Source organism: Actinomyces sp. oral taxon 897 (assembly GCF_002999235.1).
Lineage (GTDB): Bacteria > Actinomycetota > Actinomycetes > Actinomycetales > Actinomycetaceae > Actinomyces.
On sequence record NZ_CP027236.1, the window covers coordinates 1,992,645 to 2,005,420 of the forward strand.

The following is a 12,776-nucleotide window of genomic DNA, read 5'->3' on the forward strand; positions in this document are numbered from 1 at the left end:
CCGACGCGGCGAGGGGCCCGGAGTCGGCGGGGTGTCACACGCTCCGGGCACCACCAGCTGTCTTGGAGTCAGGCAGGACGAGGCGGGGACGACGCCGGGTGACCAGCATGACCGCGAGGAACACCAGGGCGTCCACCACGGCCATGGTCGAGGATGTCGCCAGGTCCGCCTGGAGCGCCACCCAGAAGCCCAGCAGCGCCGAGAGCGCCGCAATGACCAGGCTCAGGAGGACCGCCCCGGGCAGGGTACGGGCCAGCAGCAGCGCCGTGGCCGGGGGGATCGTCATGAGGGCCACCACCAGGATCGCCCCGGCCGCGTCAAAGGCGACCACCACCGTCAGGGACACCAGTGCCATGAGCCCCAGATCCGTGCTGCGCACCGGTAGCCCCATGGTGCAGGCGGTGACGCGGTCGAAGGTGGAGAGCTTGAGGGTGCGGAAGGACACGAGCACGTAGACACCAGTGATGGCGAACACGCCGAGCAGTCGCCACATGGTACGCGGCCCCAGGTCGATGGCGCCGTCCGCGACGAGCACGTGCTCAGGAGCGAGCGCCATGAGGTTGAGATCCCCGGTCAGGACCGTGTCCTCGCTAATGTGGACCTCGGACAGGGTGGTGGACAGCAGGATGACCCCCAGGGCGAACAGCGCCGGGAACACCAGCCCCTGGTCGGCGTCACCGGCGACCAGGCCGCTGGCCCGCAGGCGCTCAGCCCCCAGGACCACGAGCAGCCCCATGGCGGAGGCCGCCACCACCATGAGGGGCGAGTGGGTGGTGCCCGACAGGATGGCCCCGATGACGATCCCGGGCAGGACCGCGTGCGACATGGCCTCCACGAGCATCGCCTGGTGGCGCAGCACCAGGAAGGTGCCGGGAAGGGCGCAGGTGACGGCGGTGACGACGGCCAGGAGCGCGACGGCGACAATGAACGGCATTAGGACTCCTCCCCCTTCGCCTGGGCCAGGAGCCGACGGCGCTGGGCGCGCAGGGCCCGACGCCGCTGCAGCACGGAGCGCTCCGGGGCGGCCAGCAGCGAGACGACGAGCACGACGGTCAGGACCAGGACCACCACGGGCCCGGTGGGCACCTTGCCGAGGTTGACCGCCAGGCCGGAGCCCACGGCCCCGGACAGGGCGCCGATGACGCCGGACAGGGTCACCATGGACCACAGCCGGTGCGTCCACTGGCGGGCCGCGGCGGCGGGCATAATGGCGAAGGCGATCATGAGGATGAGCCCCACGGCCTTGATCCCGATGACCACGGCGACCGTGGCGGTGCCCAGGAGCAGGGGGCCGAGGACGGTGGGGGAGAATCCCATGGTGCGGCACAGGACCGGGTCGAAGGTGAAGACCTTGAACTCCTTCCAGGCCAGGAGGACCACCAGCAGGGCCGCGGTGCCGAAGCCGCCTATGGTCACCAGGTCGGCACTGGTGAGGGTGGAGGCGTTGCCGAACATGTAGTGGCTGATCCCGCCCCGGTTGGGCAGGGAGGAGTGGACGATGACGCGCAGCAGCACCATGCCCGAGCCGTAGAACAGTGCCAGGCAGATGGTCATGGCGGCGTCCATGCCCACCCGCGAGTGGCGGGCGATCCAGTTTGCCAGCAGGACGGCGCAGGTCGAGGCGATGATCGAGCCAATGGTCAGCACCAGCATGGAGCGTCCGTCCACACCGAGCACGGCGGTGGCCAGGATGAAGGACCCGGCAACCCCCAGGGTGGCGGCGTGCCCGATAATGTCGGAGACCAGGGACTGCTTGTGCAGGTACAGGAAGGAGCCCAGGAGGCCTGCCGCGCCCCCGACGGCGGCCGTCCCCAGGAGCATGGTGCGGAAGGTGTAGCTGGCCAGCAGCTGACCGGGCCCGACCAGCTCGGGAAGCGCCGCGAGCACGCTCACCGCTCCTCCTGGGGGTGCAGGGCCTCGTCGACCAGCCCGTAGGCCCGGTGCAGGTGCTCGGGGGTGAAGGCCTCCTCCAGGGTCCCGACGCTGACGACGTCCCCCTCGGACAGGAGCAGGGCGTGGGTGCACAGGCGCCGCACCGTGGACAGGTCGTGGTGGACGATCACAATGGTCTTCCCGTCCTGTCGCAGGGAGTCCAGCACGCTGGCGATGGCCCGCTCCGAGGCGACGTCCACCCCGGCGAAGGGCTCGTCCATGAGGTAGACGTCGGGCTCCTGGGCGAGGGTGCGCGCCACGAAGGTGCGCTGCTTCTGCCCCCCGGAGAGCTGGGAGATCTGCCGCCCGGCCAGGTCGGAGATGCCAGCCGCCTCCAGGGCCGCCTCGACGACGGCGCGCTGGGCCGCCCCGGGACGGCGCCACCACCCCAGGTGCCCGTAGGTGCCCATGGTGACCACGTCGCGCACCGTGGTGGGGAAGTCCCAGTCGACCTCCGCGGTCTGGGGCATGTAGGCCACACGGCTGCGGGAACGGGCAAGATCCTGCCCGAAGAACCGCACCCTCCCTGTCAGGGTGGGGACGAGCCGCATCATGGCCTTCAGGAGGGTGGACTTCCCGGCGCCGTTGGGCCCCAGGACCGCCATGACCGCACCGGGCGGCACGTCGAGGGTGACGTTCCTGAGGGCCAGGCGGTCGTGGTAGGCCACGCTCAGGCCGGTCACCTGGCAGGGGGTAGTGACGTCGTGCACGGGTCTGCTCGCGGTACGCGGGTGGCCCACCGACGTCACTTTGTGGCCAGGGCGGCCACGATGGTGTCGGCGTTGTAGGCGAAGACACCCAGGTAGGTGTCTACGGGAGCCTGCTCGCCCAGGGAGTCGGCGTAGAGCGGCTTGTCGGAGACCTCAACGCTCCAGCCCTTGGCGACCACAGCCTCCTTGAGGTGGTTAATGGCCTCAGGGTTCTTCAGGTTGTCCTGGAAAATGGTGGGAACCTTCTTGTCCGCGATAAGCGTGGCGAGCTCCTCGATCTGGGTGGCGGAGATCTCGGACTCGGAGGAGACGAAGTCGGTGGCGTGGATCTCGATGTTGTAGGTCTTGCCCAGGTAGTTGAAGGCGTCGTGGCCGGTGACCAGGACGCGCCGCTCCTGGGGGATGGTGTCGAACTTGGTCTGGGCCTCGGCCTTGGCCTGGTCGATCTTGGCGTTGTAGGCCTCGCCGTTGGCCTTGTAGGTAGCGGCGTTGTCCGGGTCGATCTGGGCGATCTTCTCCGCGCAGGCGGTGACGACGTACTTCCAGTTGTCGGGGGAGTTCCACACGTGCGGGTCGTGCCCCTCGATCTTGCCGTCCTCCTCCCAGGGCAGGAGCATGTCCTCGGGGATGGCCTCGGCGGCGGCGACCTGCTTGTCGCCGAGCTTCTCGAGCTGGCCCATCATCTTGTGCTCCATGTCGTGGCTGGTCCACAGCACGACGTCGGCCTGCTCAATGGCCTGGGTGTCCTTGGTGGTCAGCTCCTGGGTGTGGGGGTCCCCTCCGGGACCGACGAGCACGGTGACGGTGGCGTCGGGGGCGATGTTCCTCGCGGCGTCCCCGAGGTAGCCGGTGGTGGCCACGATCGTCAGGCCGGTGGAGCCGGTGGAGCCGGCGGTCCCCTTCTCGGAGCTGGTCTTGTCCGTGGCGCAGGCGGCGAGGGCGGCCCCGGCCAGGACGGTGGCCGAGACGAGGGCAGAACGGCGGGAGATAAGCACAGGGGTCTCCAAGGTTAGGTAGATGAGGCTAACTTCAGGGGCACAGGGATGATAACGACAACCTCTGTCAGTTGCAAGGACGGGTCGTCCGCGACGGGGCCCGGTTTGCCGCGGGCGGGCAGGGCGTCCGACGCCGCCGGGCGCAGGCGGGCCCGGGGCCTCGTCCGCCCTCAAGGCCCCGGCCTCCGGCCCCGTGCCGTCGGGCACGCCACAGCCCCACCCCTGGGACACCCGGAATAGGACCTGGGTCCCGGTGGTTGTGCCTGGCGCACAGAACGAGCCGCTACCGACTCTCCTGGAAAGGACCCTCATGGCCGCCATCAACATCACCGGCGAGGACTTCAACAAGACCGTCCGCGGCGAGGGCATCACCCTCGTGGACTTCTGGGCCTCCTGGTGCGGCCCCTGCATGCGCTTCAAGCCGGTCTTCGAGAAGGCCGCCGAGGCCAACCCGGACATCACCTTCGCCAAGGTGGACACCGAGGCCGAGCAGGGCCTGGCCAGCGCCCTGGGCATCTCCTCCATCCCGACCCTCATGGTCTTCCGCGACGACGTCCTGGTCTACCGGGAGGCCGGCGCCCTGCCCGCCTCGGCGCTGAACTCCCTCATTGAGCAGGTCCGCGGCCTGGACATGGCCGAGGTCAAGGCCAAGATCGCCGCCGAGGAGGCCGAGGAGGCCAGTAGGGCGAGCAGCGGGCTAGTCCGGGCCTGAGGTAAGTCATTTCAAACCACGTCACAACTGTTGACAACACCACAAACATTAGACCTTTAAGCCATCTAGCACTAAGGTAGAGCACATGAGCAAGAAGTACACCGCCCCGGTCCTGCCGACCTTCACCGCCGGCCCCGAGCTGGTCGCCGACCTGCAGCGCGCGCTGACGGACATTACCGCCCTGTCCCTGGTGGGCAAGCAGATCCACTGGAACGTCGTCGGCGCCGGCTTCCGCGACCTGCACCTCAACCTCGACGAGGTCGTGGACATCGCCCGCGAGGGCTCCGACGAGCTGGCCGAGCGCCTGCGCGCCGTCAACGCCGTCCCCGACGGCCGTCCCGCCACCGTGTCCGCGCAGACCACGCTCCCCGAGGCCCCCGCCGAGCTGGTCCTGGTGCCCGACGCCGTGGACTACATTGTCTCCGCCATCAACGCCGTCGTGACCACCCTGCGCAACATCCACGACGCCGTGGACGAGGCCGACCCCTCCTCCTCCGGCATCCTGGAGGACTACACCAGCCGCCTGGAGCAGCAGGCCTGGTTCCTGGCCTCCCAGAACTACCGCGCCGTCTGAGCACCGCACATTCTTTTTACAATCCACGATCATAAAGTGGCGGGATCGCGCGGATCCTTGTGACGACGCAGACCCAGGAAGCAGGATGAATGTGCAACGACGACCGCGTTGCACATTCATCCTCTTTCTGTGCCTCGCGCAGTTTCGTGGATCCGCATGATCCCGCGGTTTACTGATCGACGACTGTAAAAAGAATGTGCAACTCGCGGCACGGCTCCCGAGGGCGGCTCCCGAGGCGACCCGGCTCGCGTACCGGCGGCACCGTGGCGCCGGAGCGAGCCGAGGTGCCCGGGCTGGCCCCGCGGCAGAGCTGCCTTAAGGCCGGGCCAGCGCCGTCAGTCGAACCGCGTCACCCCGTCACCGAGCCAGTCCCGGGCCGCGGCCAGGCGCCGCCGGGTGGTGCGGGTCAGGGGCTCGGGCAGGCGGTCCAGGGCGAACCAGCCCACGGCGGTGGACTCCTCATCCCCCACGCCCGCGGCGGCCACCTGGCTGGCGTCAGCCCGCGCCACGAAGCAGATGTCCATAAAGACAGCCCGGTCCCCGTTGGCAAAGGCGAAGGGCTCCTCGGCACGGACCTGGGCCACACCCAGGATCCTGGGGCGCACCCGGGTCTCCTCGACGCACTCGCGCAGGGCCGCCTCCCCCGGCTGCTCCCCCGGCTCAGGGATGCCCGAGACCACGGCCCACATCCCGTTGTCGCTGCGGCGCCCCAGGAGCGCCCGGTCGGCGTCGTCCAGGACCACGAGGCTGACCCCCGGCAGCCACAACTGCTCGTGACCGATCTTGGCACGCAGGGACAGGATGAAGTCAGGTGTCACCATGACCTGAGCCTACGCGCGCCGGGGCTGGCCTCCCCATCATGCGGGCCAGCCTGGCCGATAGTGCCTGAGCTTACGCGCCGGGAACGGCCGGGTTCCCGGCCAGCCCGTGGCGGCGTCCGCCTACGCGCCGCGCGCCGGGAGCGGCGCCCATAGACCTCCGCCCCCTGTGGACCGCCTGCGTCCTTAGCGCCAGCCCCCCGCGGGCCGCCCCCAAGGCGAGCCGACAGGATCAGGGTGATTTCAGGGTGGTCCCTGATACCCGGTCCGGTCCCGGCTCGGCACACTGGCCTCATGACACAGCAGTACCCCGGCGGCCCGTCCCTCTCCGAGCGCACCGAGTCCTGGCGCATGAACCTCCCGCGCCGCTCCCGCAGGCGTCTCCTGGCCGGCGTGTGCGGCGGACTGGCGCAGTCGTGGGACATGAGCCCCACCCTCGTGCGCCTGGGCTACCTGGCCCTGTCCCTGCTCCCGGGGCCCATGTGGGTGGCCTACGCCGCAGCCTGGATCCTCATGCCCGACGCCGACGAGTAGAGGCAGGAGGCCACGGGGCTCTGCCAACTACGAGGCCTCGCCTAACTACGGGGCCCCACCAACCACGAGATCTCACCAACCACGGGGCCCCGCCTGAGTCCCGCTCCCGCGTGCACGCCCCTGTGCCAGGTCCGTCCGCAGCCACAGCCGGCTGTAACGCCCACGACCCGGCACAGGGGCGTGCACGTCTACCCCCTTGCCCCGAGCTAAACACTTGTATAGCATATTGGCCGTGCATTCAACGCCGCTACCCCGGGACTCCGACCTCACGACCGCCGCCCGCATCCGCAACGCCGCCATCGCGCGGTTCGCCCACGACGGCTTCGGGGTGAGCCTGCGCGCCATCGCGGCCGACGCCGGGGTGACGGCCGGGCTCATCACCCACCACTTCGGCTCCAAGGACGGCCTGCGCCGAGCCTGCGACGCCGAGGTGCTGCGCCTGACCGAGGAGGTCAAGCGCTCCTCGGCCTACTTCGGCGGGCCCACGGACCTCATGACCCAGATGTCGCAGGTCGAGGAGTACGTCCCGGCCACGGCCTACGCCATGCGCTCCCTCATGGAGGGCGGCGGGCTCGCCACGGCCCTAATGGACCTCTTCGTGGGGGACACCGTCTCCTACATGTCCGACGCCGTGAAGGCGGGCGCCGTGACGCCCTCCCACGACGAGGAGGCCCGCGCCCGGTACCTGCTCTATGCCGGGTTCGGCGCAATCCTGCTCTTCCTGCGCTACGAGGCCTCCGAGCCCGGCGACATCGAGTCGGCCATCCGGGAGTTCATGGAACGCTACGGCCCCGTCACCGCCGAGCTCTACTCCCGCCCCCTGTTCACCGACCCCGGGCTCTACACCGACTACGTCCAGGCCACGTCAGCCGACCCCGACGCCGCGATCCCTCCCACCGGAGACACCAGGGCCGGCCCCGACGTCCCCGCCCCCGGCCCGTCGCACGACCCCCACTCCTTCCCGTCCGACCTTCCTTAAGGAGGAATCATGGAACCCCTTGCGGTACCGCGGGCCAGCCAGCCCAGGCAGACCCGTCCCAACAGCCCTGCCCCCGTCATCGACGTCAGGGGCCTGGTCAAGATCTTCGGCCGGGGCGCCAGCGCCACCCGCGCCCTGAACGGCCTGGACCTGAGCGTCGCCCCCGGTGAGGTGGCGGGCTTCCTCGGCCCCAACGGCGCGGGCAAGTCCACCACCCTGCGCATCCTGCTGGGCATGATCCGCGCCGACGGCGGCCGGGCCCGCCTCTTCGGCGCCGACCCCTGGGACGACGCCGTCACCCTCCACGAGCGCCTGGCCTACGTGCCCGGCGACGTCGCCCTGTGGCCCTCTCTCACCGGGAGCCAGACCCTGGAGGCCCTCGCCTCGCTCCGACGGCGCCCCGGGGCCCAGGGCAAGGAGGTCGCCCGACGTCGCGCCACGCTCATTGAGCGTTTCGACCTGGACCCGAGCAAGAAGGTGCGCGCCTACTCCAAGGGCAACCGGCAGAAGGTCGCCCTTATCGCCGCCCTGAGCGAGCCGGTGGACCTCCTCGTCCTCGACGAGCCCACCTCCGGCCTGGACCCCCTCATGGAGGAGATCTTCCGCCAGTGCGTGGTCGAGGCCACAGAACAGGGCACCACCGTCCTGCTCTCCAGCCACATCCTGTCCGAGGTGGAGACCCTCTGCGACACCGTCACCATTATCCGTGCCGGACGCACCGTGGAGCACGGCTCCCTGCACCACATCCGTTCCCTGCTGCGCACCCGCGTCCACGCCGTCGTCGAGCACGACCCGCACGCCCTGACCACCCTGGCAGGTGTCCACGACCTGACCTCCAGCCCCCTTGGAGCCCGGAACAAGGGCAGGGACGGGGACGCCCACCGCGACGTCTGGAAGGTGGACCTGAGCCTGGACCCCGCCTGCAGCCCGCAGGTCATGAGCGCCCTGACCGCCCTGAGCGTACGCTCCCTGACCGCCACCCCGCCGAGCCTGGAGGAGCTCTTCCTGCGTCACTACGAGGAGGACCTGAGCGAGCCTGAGGCGACCCCGGGTCGCAGGGAGGGTGCCAGGCCCGACACCGCCGCCCTGAGAGACGGCGGGCCTGGTGCCACCAGGCCCAAGGGCAGCACCGTCCACGCCACCCGCAGGGCCGGTGCCCAGGACGCCGTCGACCCCGCCACCAGCACGGAGGCGGAGTCATGAGCGCGGCCCCGAGCCTCTCCGCCACGACGGGTCACCAAGTGACCATGCTCTCCCCCCTGACCCGCCTGACCCTGCGACGCGAGCGGCGCAGCGTCCTCGCCTGGGCCCTCGGGACGGGACTGCTGTCCCTGTACTGCGTGGTGGCCTTCACCAGCATGTACACCACACCCCAGGAGCGCGCCACCGCCGCGCTGACGTACACCACCCCCGCCAGTATCGTCTTCACCGGACCCGGCTACGGGCTGGAGGCCCCCGACCCCACGCTCGGCGCCCTCTTCGCCTGCGCGGTCCTGGGCTACCTGGCCACGGTGACCTGCCTCATGGGGACGCTCATGAGCGTGGCGCGCACCCGCGGGGACGAGGAGGACGGTCCCGGTGAGCTCCTGCACGCCGCACCCGTCAGGCACGGGGAGAACGCCCGCGCCGCCGCGACCTGCGTCACCCTGACCTCCCTGGCCGCCGGGCTGCTCCCCGCCCTGGCCGCGCTCGGCGGAGGCCTTGAGGTGGCCGACTCCCTGGTCATGGGACTGACCCTGGTCCTGACCGGGTTGGTATCCGGGGGTGCCGGCCTCGTCCTGGCAGCCCTGGCACCCTCCGCGCGCGCCGCCCGTGGCAGCGGGTGCCTGCTCGCGGTCGCCTGGTTCCTGCTGCGTGGCATCGGCGACGCAGACAGCTCGGTAGGCTTCCTGTCCTGGCTCACCCCCGTCGGCCTGGTCCAGCAGACCCGCCCCTACACCGGTATGCGCTGGGAGCCCGTGGCCCTCCTGGCCCTGGCCGCGGCGGTCCTCGTAGGCACCGGGCTGCACCTGCACACCCGACGCGAGCTGGGTCAGGGGCTGCTGGCCGGACGCCGCGGCAACGGGCGCCACCGCCCCGGCCCGCACGGTGCCGTCGCCCTGGCCCTGCGCACCTGCGCACCCACACGGTGGTGGTGGACGCTCGGCGGTGTGCTCTTCGGCGTCTGCTATGGGATGTTCGCCCCCAGTATCGAGGACACCTTCGCCGAGATGTTCCAGACCAACCCCCTCATGAAGGACTTCGTGGGCGGTGAGCTCACCGTGCAGACCTACCTGTCCCTCCTCATCGGCTACGGGGGCCTCCTGACCGGGGCCTGCGCCGTCGCGCTCGCGACCGGCAGCGTGACCGAGGAGGATAGGGGACGGACCGCGACCGTCCTGGCTGCTCCTGTCTCCCGGCTACGGTGGCTGGCAGGCCGGGTGGTCGTGGTGGTCACCGGTACCGGGACCATGCTCGCAGCAGTAGGCGCCGCCCTGTCCGCCAGCGCCGTACCCGGGCTCGTCGCGCACGGCTCCCCGGCCGCGGACGCGCCCTGGCACCTGGTGGGTGCGGTAGCCGTGGGCGCCCTGTCCGCGTGGCCGGCCGGGCTGCTCACGGGGGCAGTCGTCCTGGCCGTGGGCGCCCTGGCGCCCCGCCTGGCCCGCCCAGCCGGGTGGGGGCTGTTCCTGCTGGTCGCCGTCCTCCAGGTGCTCGGCCCCCTGGTCCGGGCCCCTCGGTGGCTGCTCAACCTCTCGCCGTTCACGCACAGGCCCGACCTACCCGGTCAGACAGGCCTGTGGGGACAGGCCGACGCCTGGGTGGGCCCGGGTGTGTGCCTGCTGGTCGCGCTGGCCCTGGTGGTGGTAGCCGCTGGTGCCCTGCGCCGTCGGGACCTGCAGGGGTGAGCTGCGCTTGTGCTGACAAGGGCGCGCCGCCGGAGAGGAATCCACCGCGGTTTAGGCGGCCGAACGTCCCCTGGTCCGGCCTGGTGCACATGATCTGTTAGCGGGGGGCGCCGCGGATAATGAGCCAGCCGCGGCCCAGGGGGCGCTCCAGGACGATATCCGCGTCCCCGAAGCCTGTCGACCAGGGGCGCGTGATATTATCGGCGCCAATCTCGACCAGATCCTCGTCATCCGGCCTCGTCACGGGACTGTTGTCAATAAGTTTACCAGAGGCGATCGTGTTCCTGGTGACGTAGTCGCGTATGGCCTCCTCGGTGGCGGTAAAGGCTATGACGTACCCCCAGCCGCCGGGGAAGTCTGCCGCGAAGTTGAGGGCCGGGGCGACCGAGACCACCTGGGCCCCCTCGGGTAGCTCCTGCCCCTTCCGCCCGTGGGGGCCCCTGCCGACGGTGAGAATCTGGTCCAGGTGCTCCATGTCAGCCGGGTAGGGGGCACCCTCCTGCACGGTAGACGTTCCCACCGGGGTCGCCGGGGTCGCTGGCACACCGACCAGACGGGACAGGGAACAGGCCGTCAGGCAGGCACAGGCCAGCACGACCACCACCACACGCCAGGCCACCAAAACTCTCCTACGCACTTCCCTCTCCGCTCATAACCGACAACGTACCAGTTACGTCGTACTCCCGAGCCAGTCCAGCCTGGTATGTCTGATCCGTCAGCGGCGGCCGCCCCAGACAATGAGCCAGCCGCGGCCCAGGGGACGCTCCAGGAGGAGAACCACATCCCCGAATCCTGCTGACCAGGGGTTCTGAATACCACTGAGGTCAACATCCTCAAACCTGTTGCTCTCCGGATTCGCCGCCGGACTGTTGTCAATGTACTTTCCGTTGAAGCCGGTATTCCTGGTGACGTAGTCGCGTATGGCCTCCTCGGTGGCGGTAAAGGCTATGACGTACCCCCAGCCGCCGGGGAAGTCTGCCGCGAAGTTGAGGGCCGGGGCGACCGAGACCACCTGGGCCCCCTCAGGTAGCTCCTGCCCCTTCCGCCCGTGGGGGCCCCTACCGACGGTGAGGATCTGGTCCAGGTGCTCCATGTCAGCCGGGTAGGGGGCACCCTTCTGTATGGTGGGGGTACCACTGACCTCACCCGGGTATGACAGGGAACAGGCCGTCAGGCAGGCACAGGCCAGCACGACCACCACCACACGCCAGGCCACTAGGAACCTCTTACACACACTCTACCCCTCCCCGCTCATAACCGACGACGTACCAGTTACGTCGTACTCCTGGGCCAGTCCGGCCTGGTGCAGGGCCCGCATCTGATCGTCACCTATTGTGACGCCACCGACATCCGTGTCCTTCCCCTTGTCCCAGTTGTATCGGTCGGCCACGTGGACGCGGTAGTCGTACTTGTAGGTCCAGTCGGGTCTGCCGTTGGCTGGGTCGGGCGGGTAGACGGTGACGGTACCCTCCGTGCAGGCCTGGTAACCTCCCAGGGCCAGGAACCAGTTCATGCTCTCGCTCCGACTGGCGTGCTCCGGCTCCCACGGGGTGGTGAAGGGGTAGGTCACCGGGCCGGTAGCCCCTGAGGTCTTAGCGGCCTCCACCGCCTCCGCGGCCATTTTCTCGGCGGCATTCCTGGCGTTAACAGGCAGGTCGGGAAGGTCCTGCAGCATACGGTCCACGTCGACGTCCTGCGGGGTGCCGGTGTTGTCGAGGTAGTGGGTCAGGTTCTTCGAGGCGTCCGGCAGGGTGAAGGTGAGCGCTTTAGCGATCCTAAGAGCGCACCCGTGAACGAAGTGGTCCACCGGGTCAGAAGGACGCTGCGCATAGGGGCCCGACCCCTCGTACTCGGAGTCGCCCTGGTAGTCCCAGGCGTCAACGCCGGGCATATTCGCGTGCTCACCAGGGACCGGCTTGCCGAGCCCCGGGCCCCCGAAACTCTTCCGCCCGGGCCTCCTGTGCCCTCTAAGAATAAGAGGATGTTTAGGAAATATGTCCACGTACTTGAGCAGGGGTAAGAACGCGGGCCCGAGGCCCAGAAGAAATATCGTGACGAAATAGGCCGTGGTCGGGCGGCCGGGACTGGGTGGTGGTGGCGGTGGGGCTGCTGCTGCAATATTGGTCAGGGCGTTTGTGAGGTCATTGTCGACCTGGTCGGCGTAGGCGGTGGTGTCGCGGACCATCATGGCCAGCTCCTGGGCCTGGGCGGCGGCCTGGGCCGCCTCCAGGGCGGCCCGACCGGGTAGGCCGCCCGGCCCGGGCCCCGCCGCGGTGCCGTCCTGCGGGCTGAGCGTGACGGCGCCGTCGGGGCAGAGGGTGACCAGGGGGTGGGAGGCGGCGTAGTCCTGGCAGGCCAGGACACGGCGCCGGACCTCGGCCACGCCCTGGGCGGCCTCGTCCACCCCCCGGGCCAGGGACCGCAGCGCCTCCACCAGGTCCGCGCAGGAGTCGTTGCACTCCCTCAAGGCACCCCGGGCGGCCTCCACGCCCTGGCCCTCGGACAGGACCTGGCACTCAGCCGACTGGGCGTCACCCAGGGCCTGGTCCACCTTACGGGTCAGGGACCGCAGGTCGTAGAACGCCTCCTCCAGCACCCCCGCGTCCCACAGGCACACGTCAGACCACGCGACCACCG

General features: G+C 69.9%; 14 protein-coding genes. 6 read left to right on the plus strand and 8 right to left on the minus strand.

The genetic code is table 11. The features are described from left to right. Positions 1–34: 34 nt before the first annotated feature. From C3V41_RS08025 to C3V41_RS08040, 4 genes are read right to left on the minus strand one after another with little or no spacing between them, the layout of a single operon-like run. A complete protein-coding gene (locus C3V41_RS08025; protein ID WP_106109841.1) occupies positions 35–934 on the minus strand; it encodes a metal ABC transporter permease in 900 nt (299 codons plus the stop codon). Then, a complete protein-coding gene (locus C3V41_RS08030) occupies positions 934–1,893 on the minus strand; it encodes a metal ABC transporter permease (RefSeq protein WP_254423528.1) in 960 nt (319 codons plus the stop codon). The genes C3V41_RS08025 and C3V41_RS08030 overlap by 1 nt, the downstream gene beginning before the upstream one ends. Continuing rightward, positions 1,890–2,642 (minus strand): metal ABC transporter ATP-binding protein, encoded by a 753-nt coding sequence (locus C3V41_RS08035; RefSeq protein ID WP_106109842.1) that lies wholly within the window; start codon positions 2,640–2,642, stop codon positions 1,890–1,892. The genes C3V41_RS08030 and C3V41_RS08035 overlap by 4 nt, the downstream gene beginning before the upstream one ends. Before the next feature lie 35 nt (positions 2,643–2,677). Beyond that, the gene (locus C3V41_RS08040; protein ID WP_254423529.1) at positions 2,678–3,637 is read right to left on the minus strand and encodes a metal ABC transporter substrate-binding protein; all 960 of its coding nucleotides are present in this window, start codon (positions 3,635–3,637) and stop codon (positions 2,678–2,680) included. Between the two features lie 310 nt (positions 3,638–3,947). Here C3V41_RS08040 and trxA point away from each other — a divergent pair, with 310 nt between their 5' ends. Both trxA and C3V41_RS08050 read left to right on the plus strand, forming a co-directional pair. Further along, positions 3,948–4,349, plus strand: a complete 402-nt coding sequence (gene trxA, locus C3V41_RS08045; protein WP_106109844.1) for a thioredoxin — start codon at positions 3,948–3,950, stop codon at positions 4,347–4,349. Positions 4,350–4,434: 85 nt separating this feature from the next. Then, positions 4,435–4,923 carry a Dps family protein gene (locus C3V41_RS08050; protein ID WP_106109845.1) on the plus strand — a complete coding sequence of 163 codons (489 nt, stop codon included), beginning with the start codon at positions 4,435–4,437 and terminating at the stop codon, positions 4,921–4,923. Between the two features lie 335 nt (positions 4,924–5,258). Here the strand turns inward: C3V41_RS08050 and C3V41_RS08055 are convergent, their stop codons facing one another. After that, on the minus strand, positions 5,259–5,744 hold the full coding sequence (locus C3V41_RS08055; protein WP_106109846.1) for an NUDIX hydrolase: 486 nt from the start codon (positions 5,742–5,744) through the stop codon (positions 5,259–5,261). Positions 5,745–6,035: 291 nt separating this feature from the next. Here C3V41_RS08055 and C3V41_RS08060 point away from each other — a divergent pair, with 291 nt between their 5' ends. From C3V41_RS08060 to C3V41_RS08075, 4 genes are all read left to right on the plus strand, one after another. Further along, a complete protein-coding gene (locus tag C3V41_RS08060; protein ID WP_106109847.1) occupies positions 6,036–6,275 on the plus strand; it encodes a PspC domain-containing protein in 240 nt (79 codons plus the stop codon). Positions 6,276–6,507: 232 nt separating this feature from the next. Then, complete coding sequence (locus C3V41_RS08065) at positions 6,508–7,254, plus strand: TetR/AcrR family transcriptional regulator (RefSeq protein ID WP_254423530.1); 747 nt, start codon at positions 6,508–6,510, stop codon at positions 7,252–7,254. A 9-nt stretch (positions 7,255–7,263) separates the two neighbouring features. Further along, positions 7,264–8,457 carry an ABC transporter ATP-binding protein gene (locus tag C3V41_RS08070; protein ID WP_106109849.1) on the plus strand — a complete coding sequence of 398 codons (1,194 nt, stop codon included), beginning with the start codon at positions 7,264–7,266 and terminating at the stop codon, positions 8,455–8,457. Further along, positions 8,454–10,139 (plus strand): hypothetical protein, encoded by a 1,686-nt coding sequence (locus C3V41_RS08075; protein ID WP_254423531.1) that lies wholly within the window; start codon positions 8,454–8,456, stop codon positions 10,137–10,139. Before C3V41_RS08070 ends, C3V41_RS08075 begins: the two co-directional genes overlap by 4 nt. Before the next feature lie 97 nt (positions 10,140–10,236). Here the strand turns inward: C3V41_RS08075 and C3V41_RS08080 are convergent, their stop codons facing one another. The 3 genes from C3V41_RS08080 to C3V41_RS08090 all read right to left on the minus strand — a co-directional run bounded on the left by C3V41_RS08080 (position 10,237) and on the right by C3V41_RS08090 (position 12,774). Continuing rightward, positions 10,237–10,758 carry a hypothetical protein gene (locus tag C3V41_RS08080; protein ID WP_254423532.1) on the minus strand — a complete coding sequence of 174 codons (522 nt, stop codon included), beginning with the start codon at positions 10,756–10,758 and terminating at the stop codon, positions 10,237–10,239. A 96-nt stretch (positions 10,759–10,854) separates the two neighbouring features. Next, on the minus strand, positions 10,855–11,232 hold the full coding sequence (locus C3V41_RS08085; protein ID WP_106110749.1) for a hypothetical protein: 378 nt from the start codon (positions 11,230–11,232) through the stop codon (positions 10,855–10,857). A gap of 144 nt (positions 11,233–11,376) precedes the next feature. Next, positions 11,377–12,774 (minus strand): hypothetical protein, encoded by a 1,398-nt coding sequence (locus C3V41_RS08090; RefSeq protein WP_106109850.1) that lies wholly within the window; start codon positions 12,772–12,774, stop codon positions 11,377–11,379. Between the last annotated feature and the right edge of the window lie 2 nt (positions 12,775–12,776).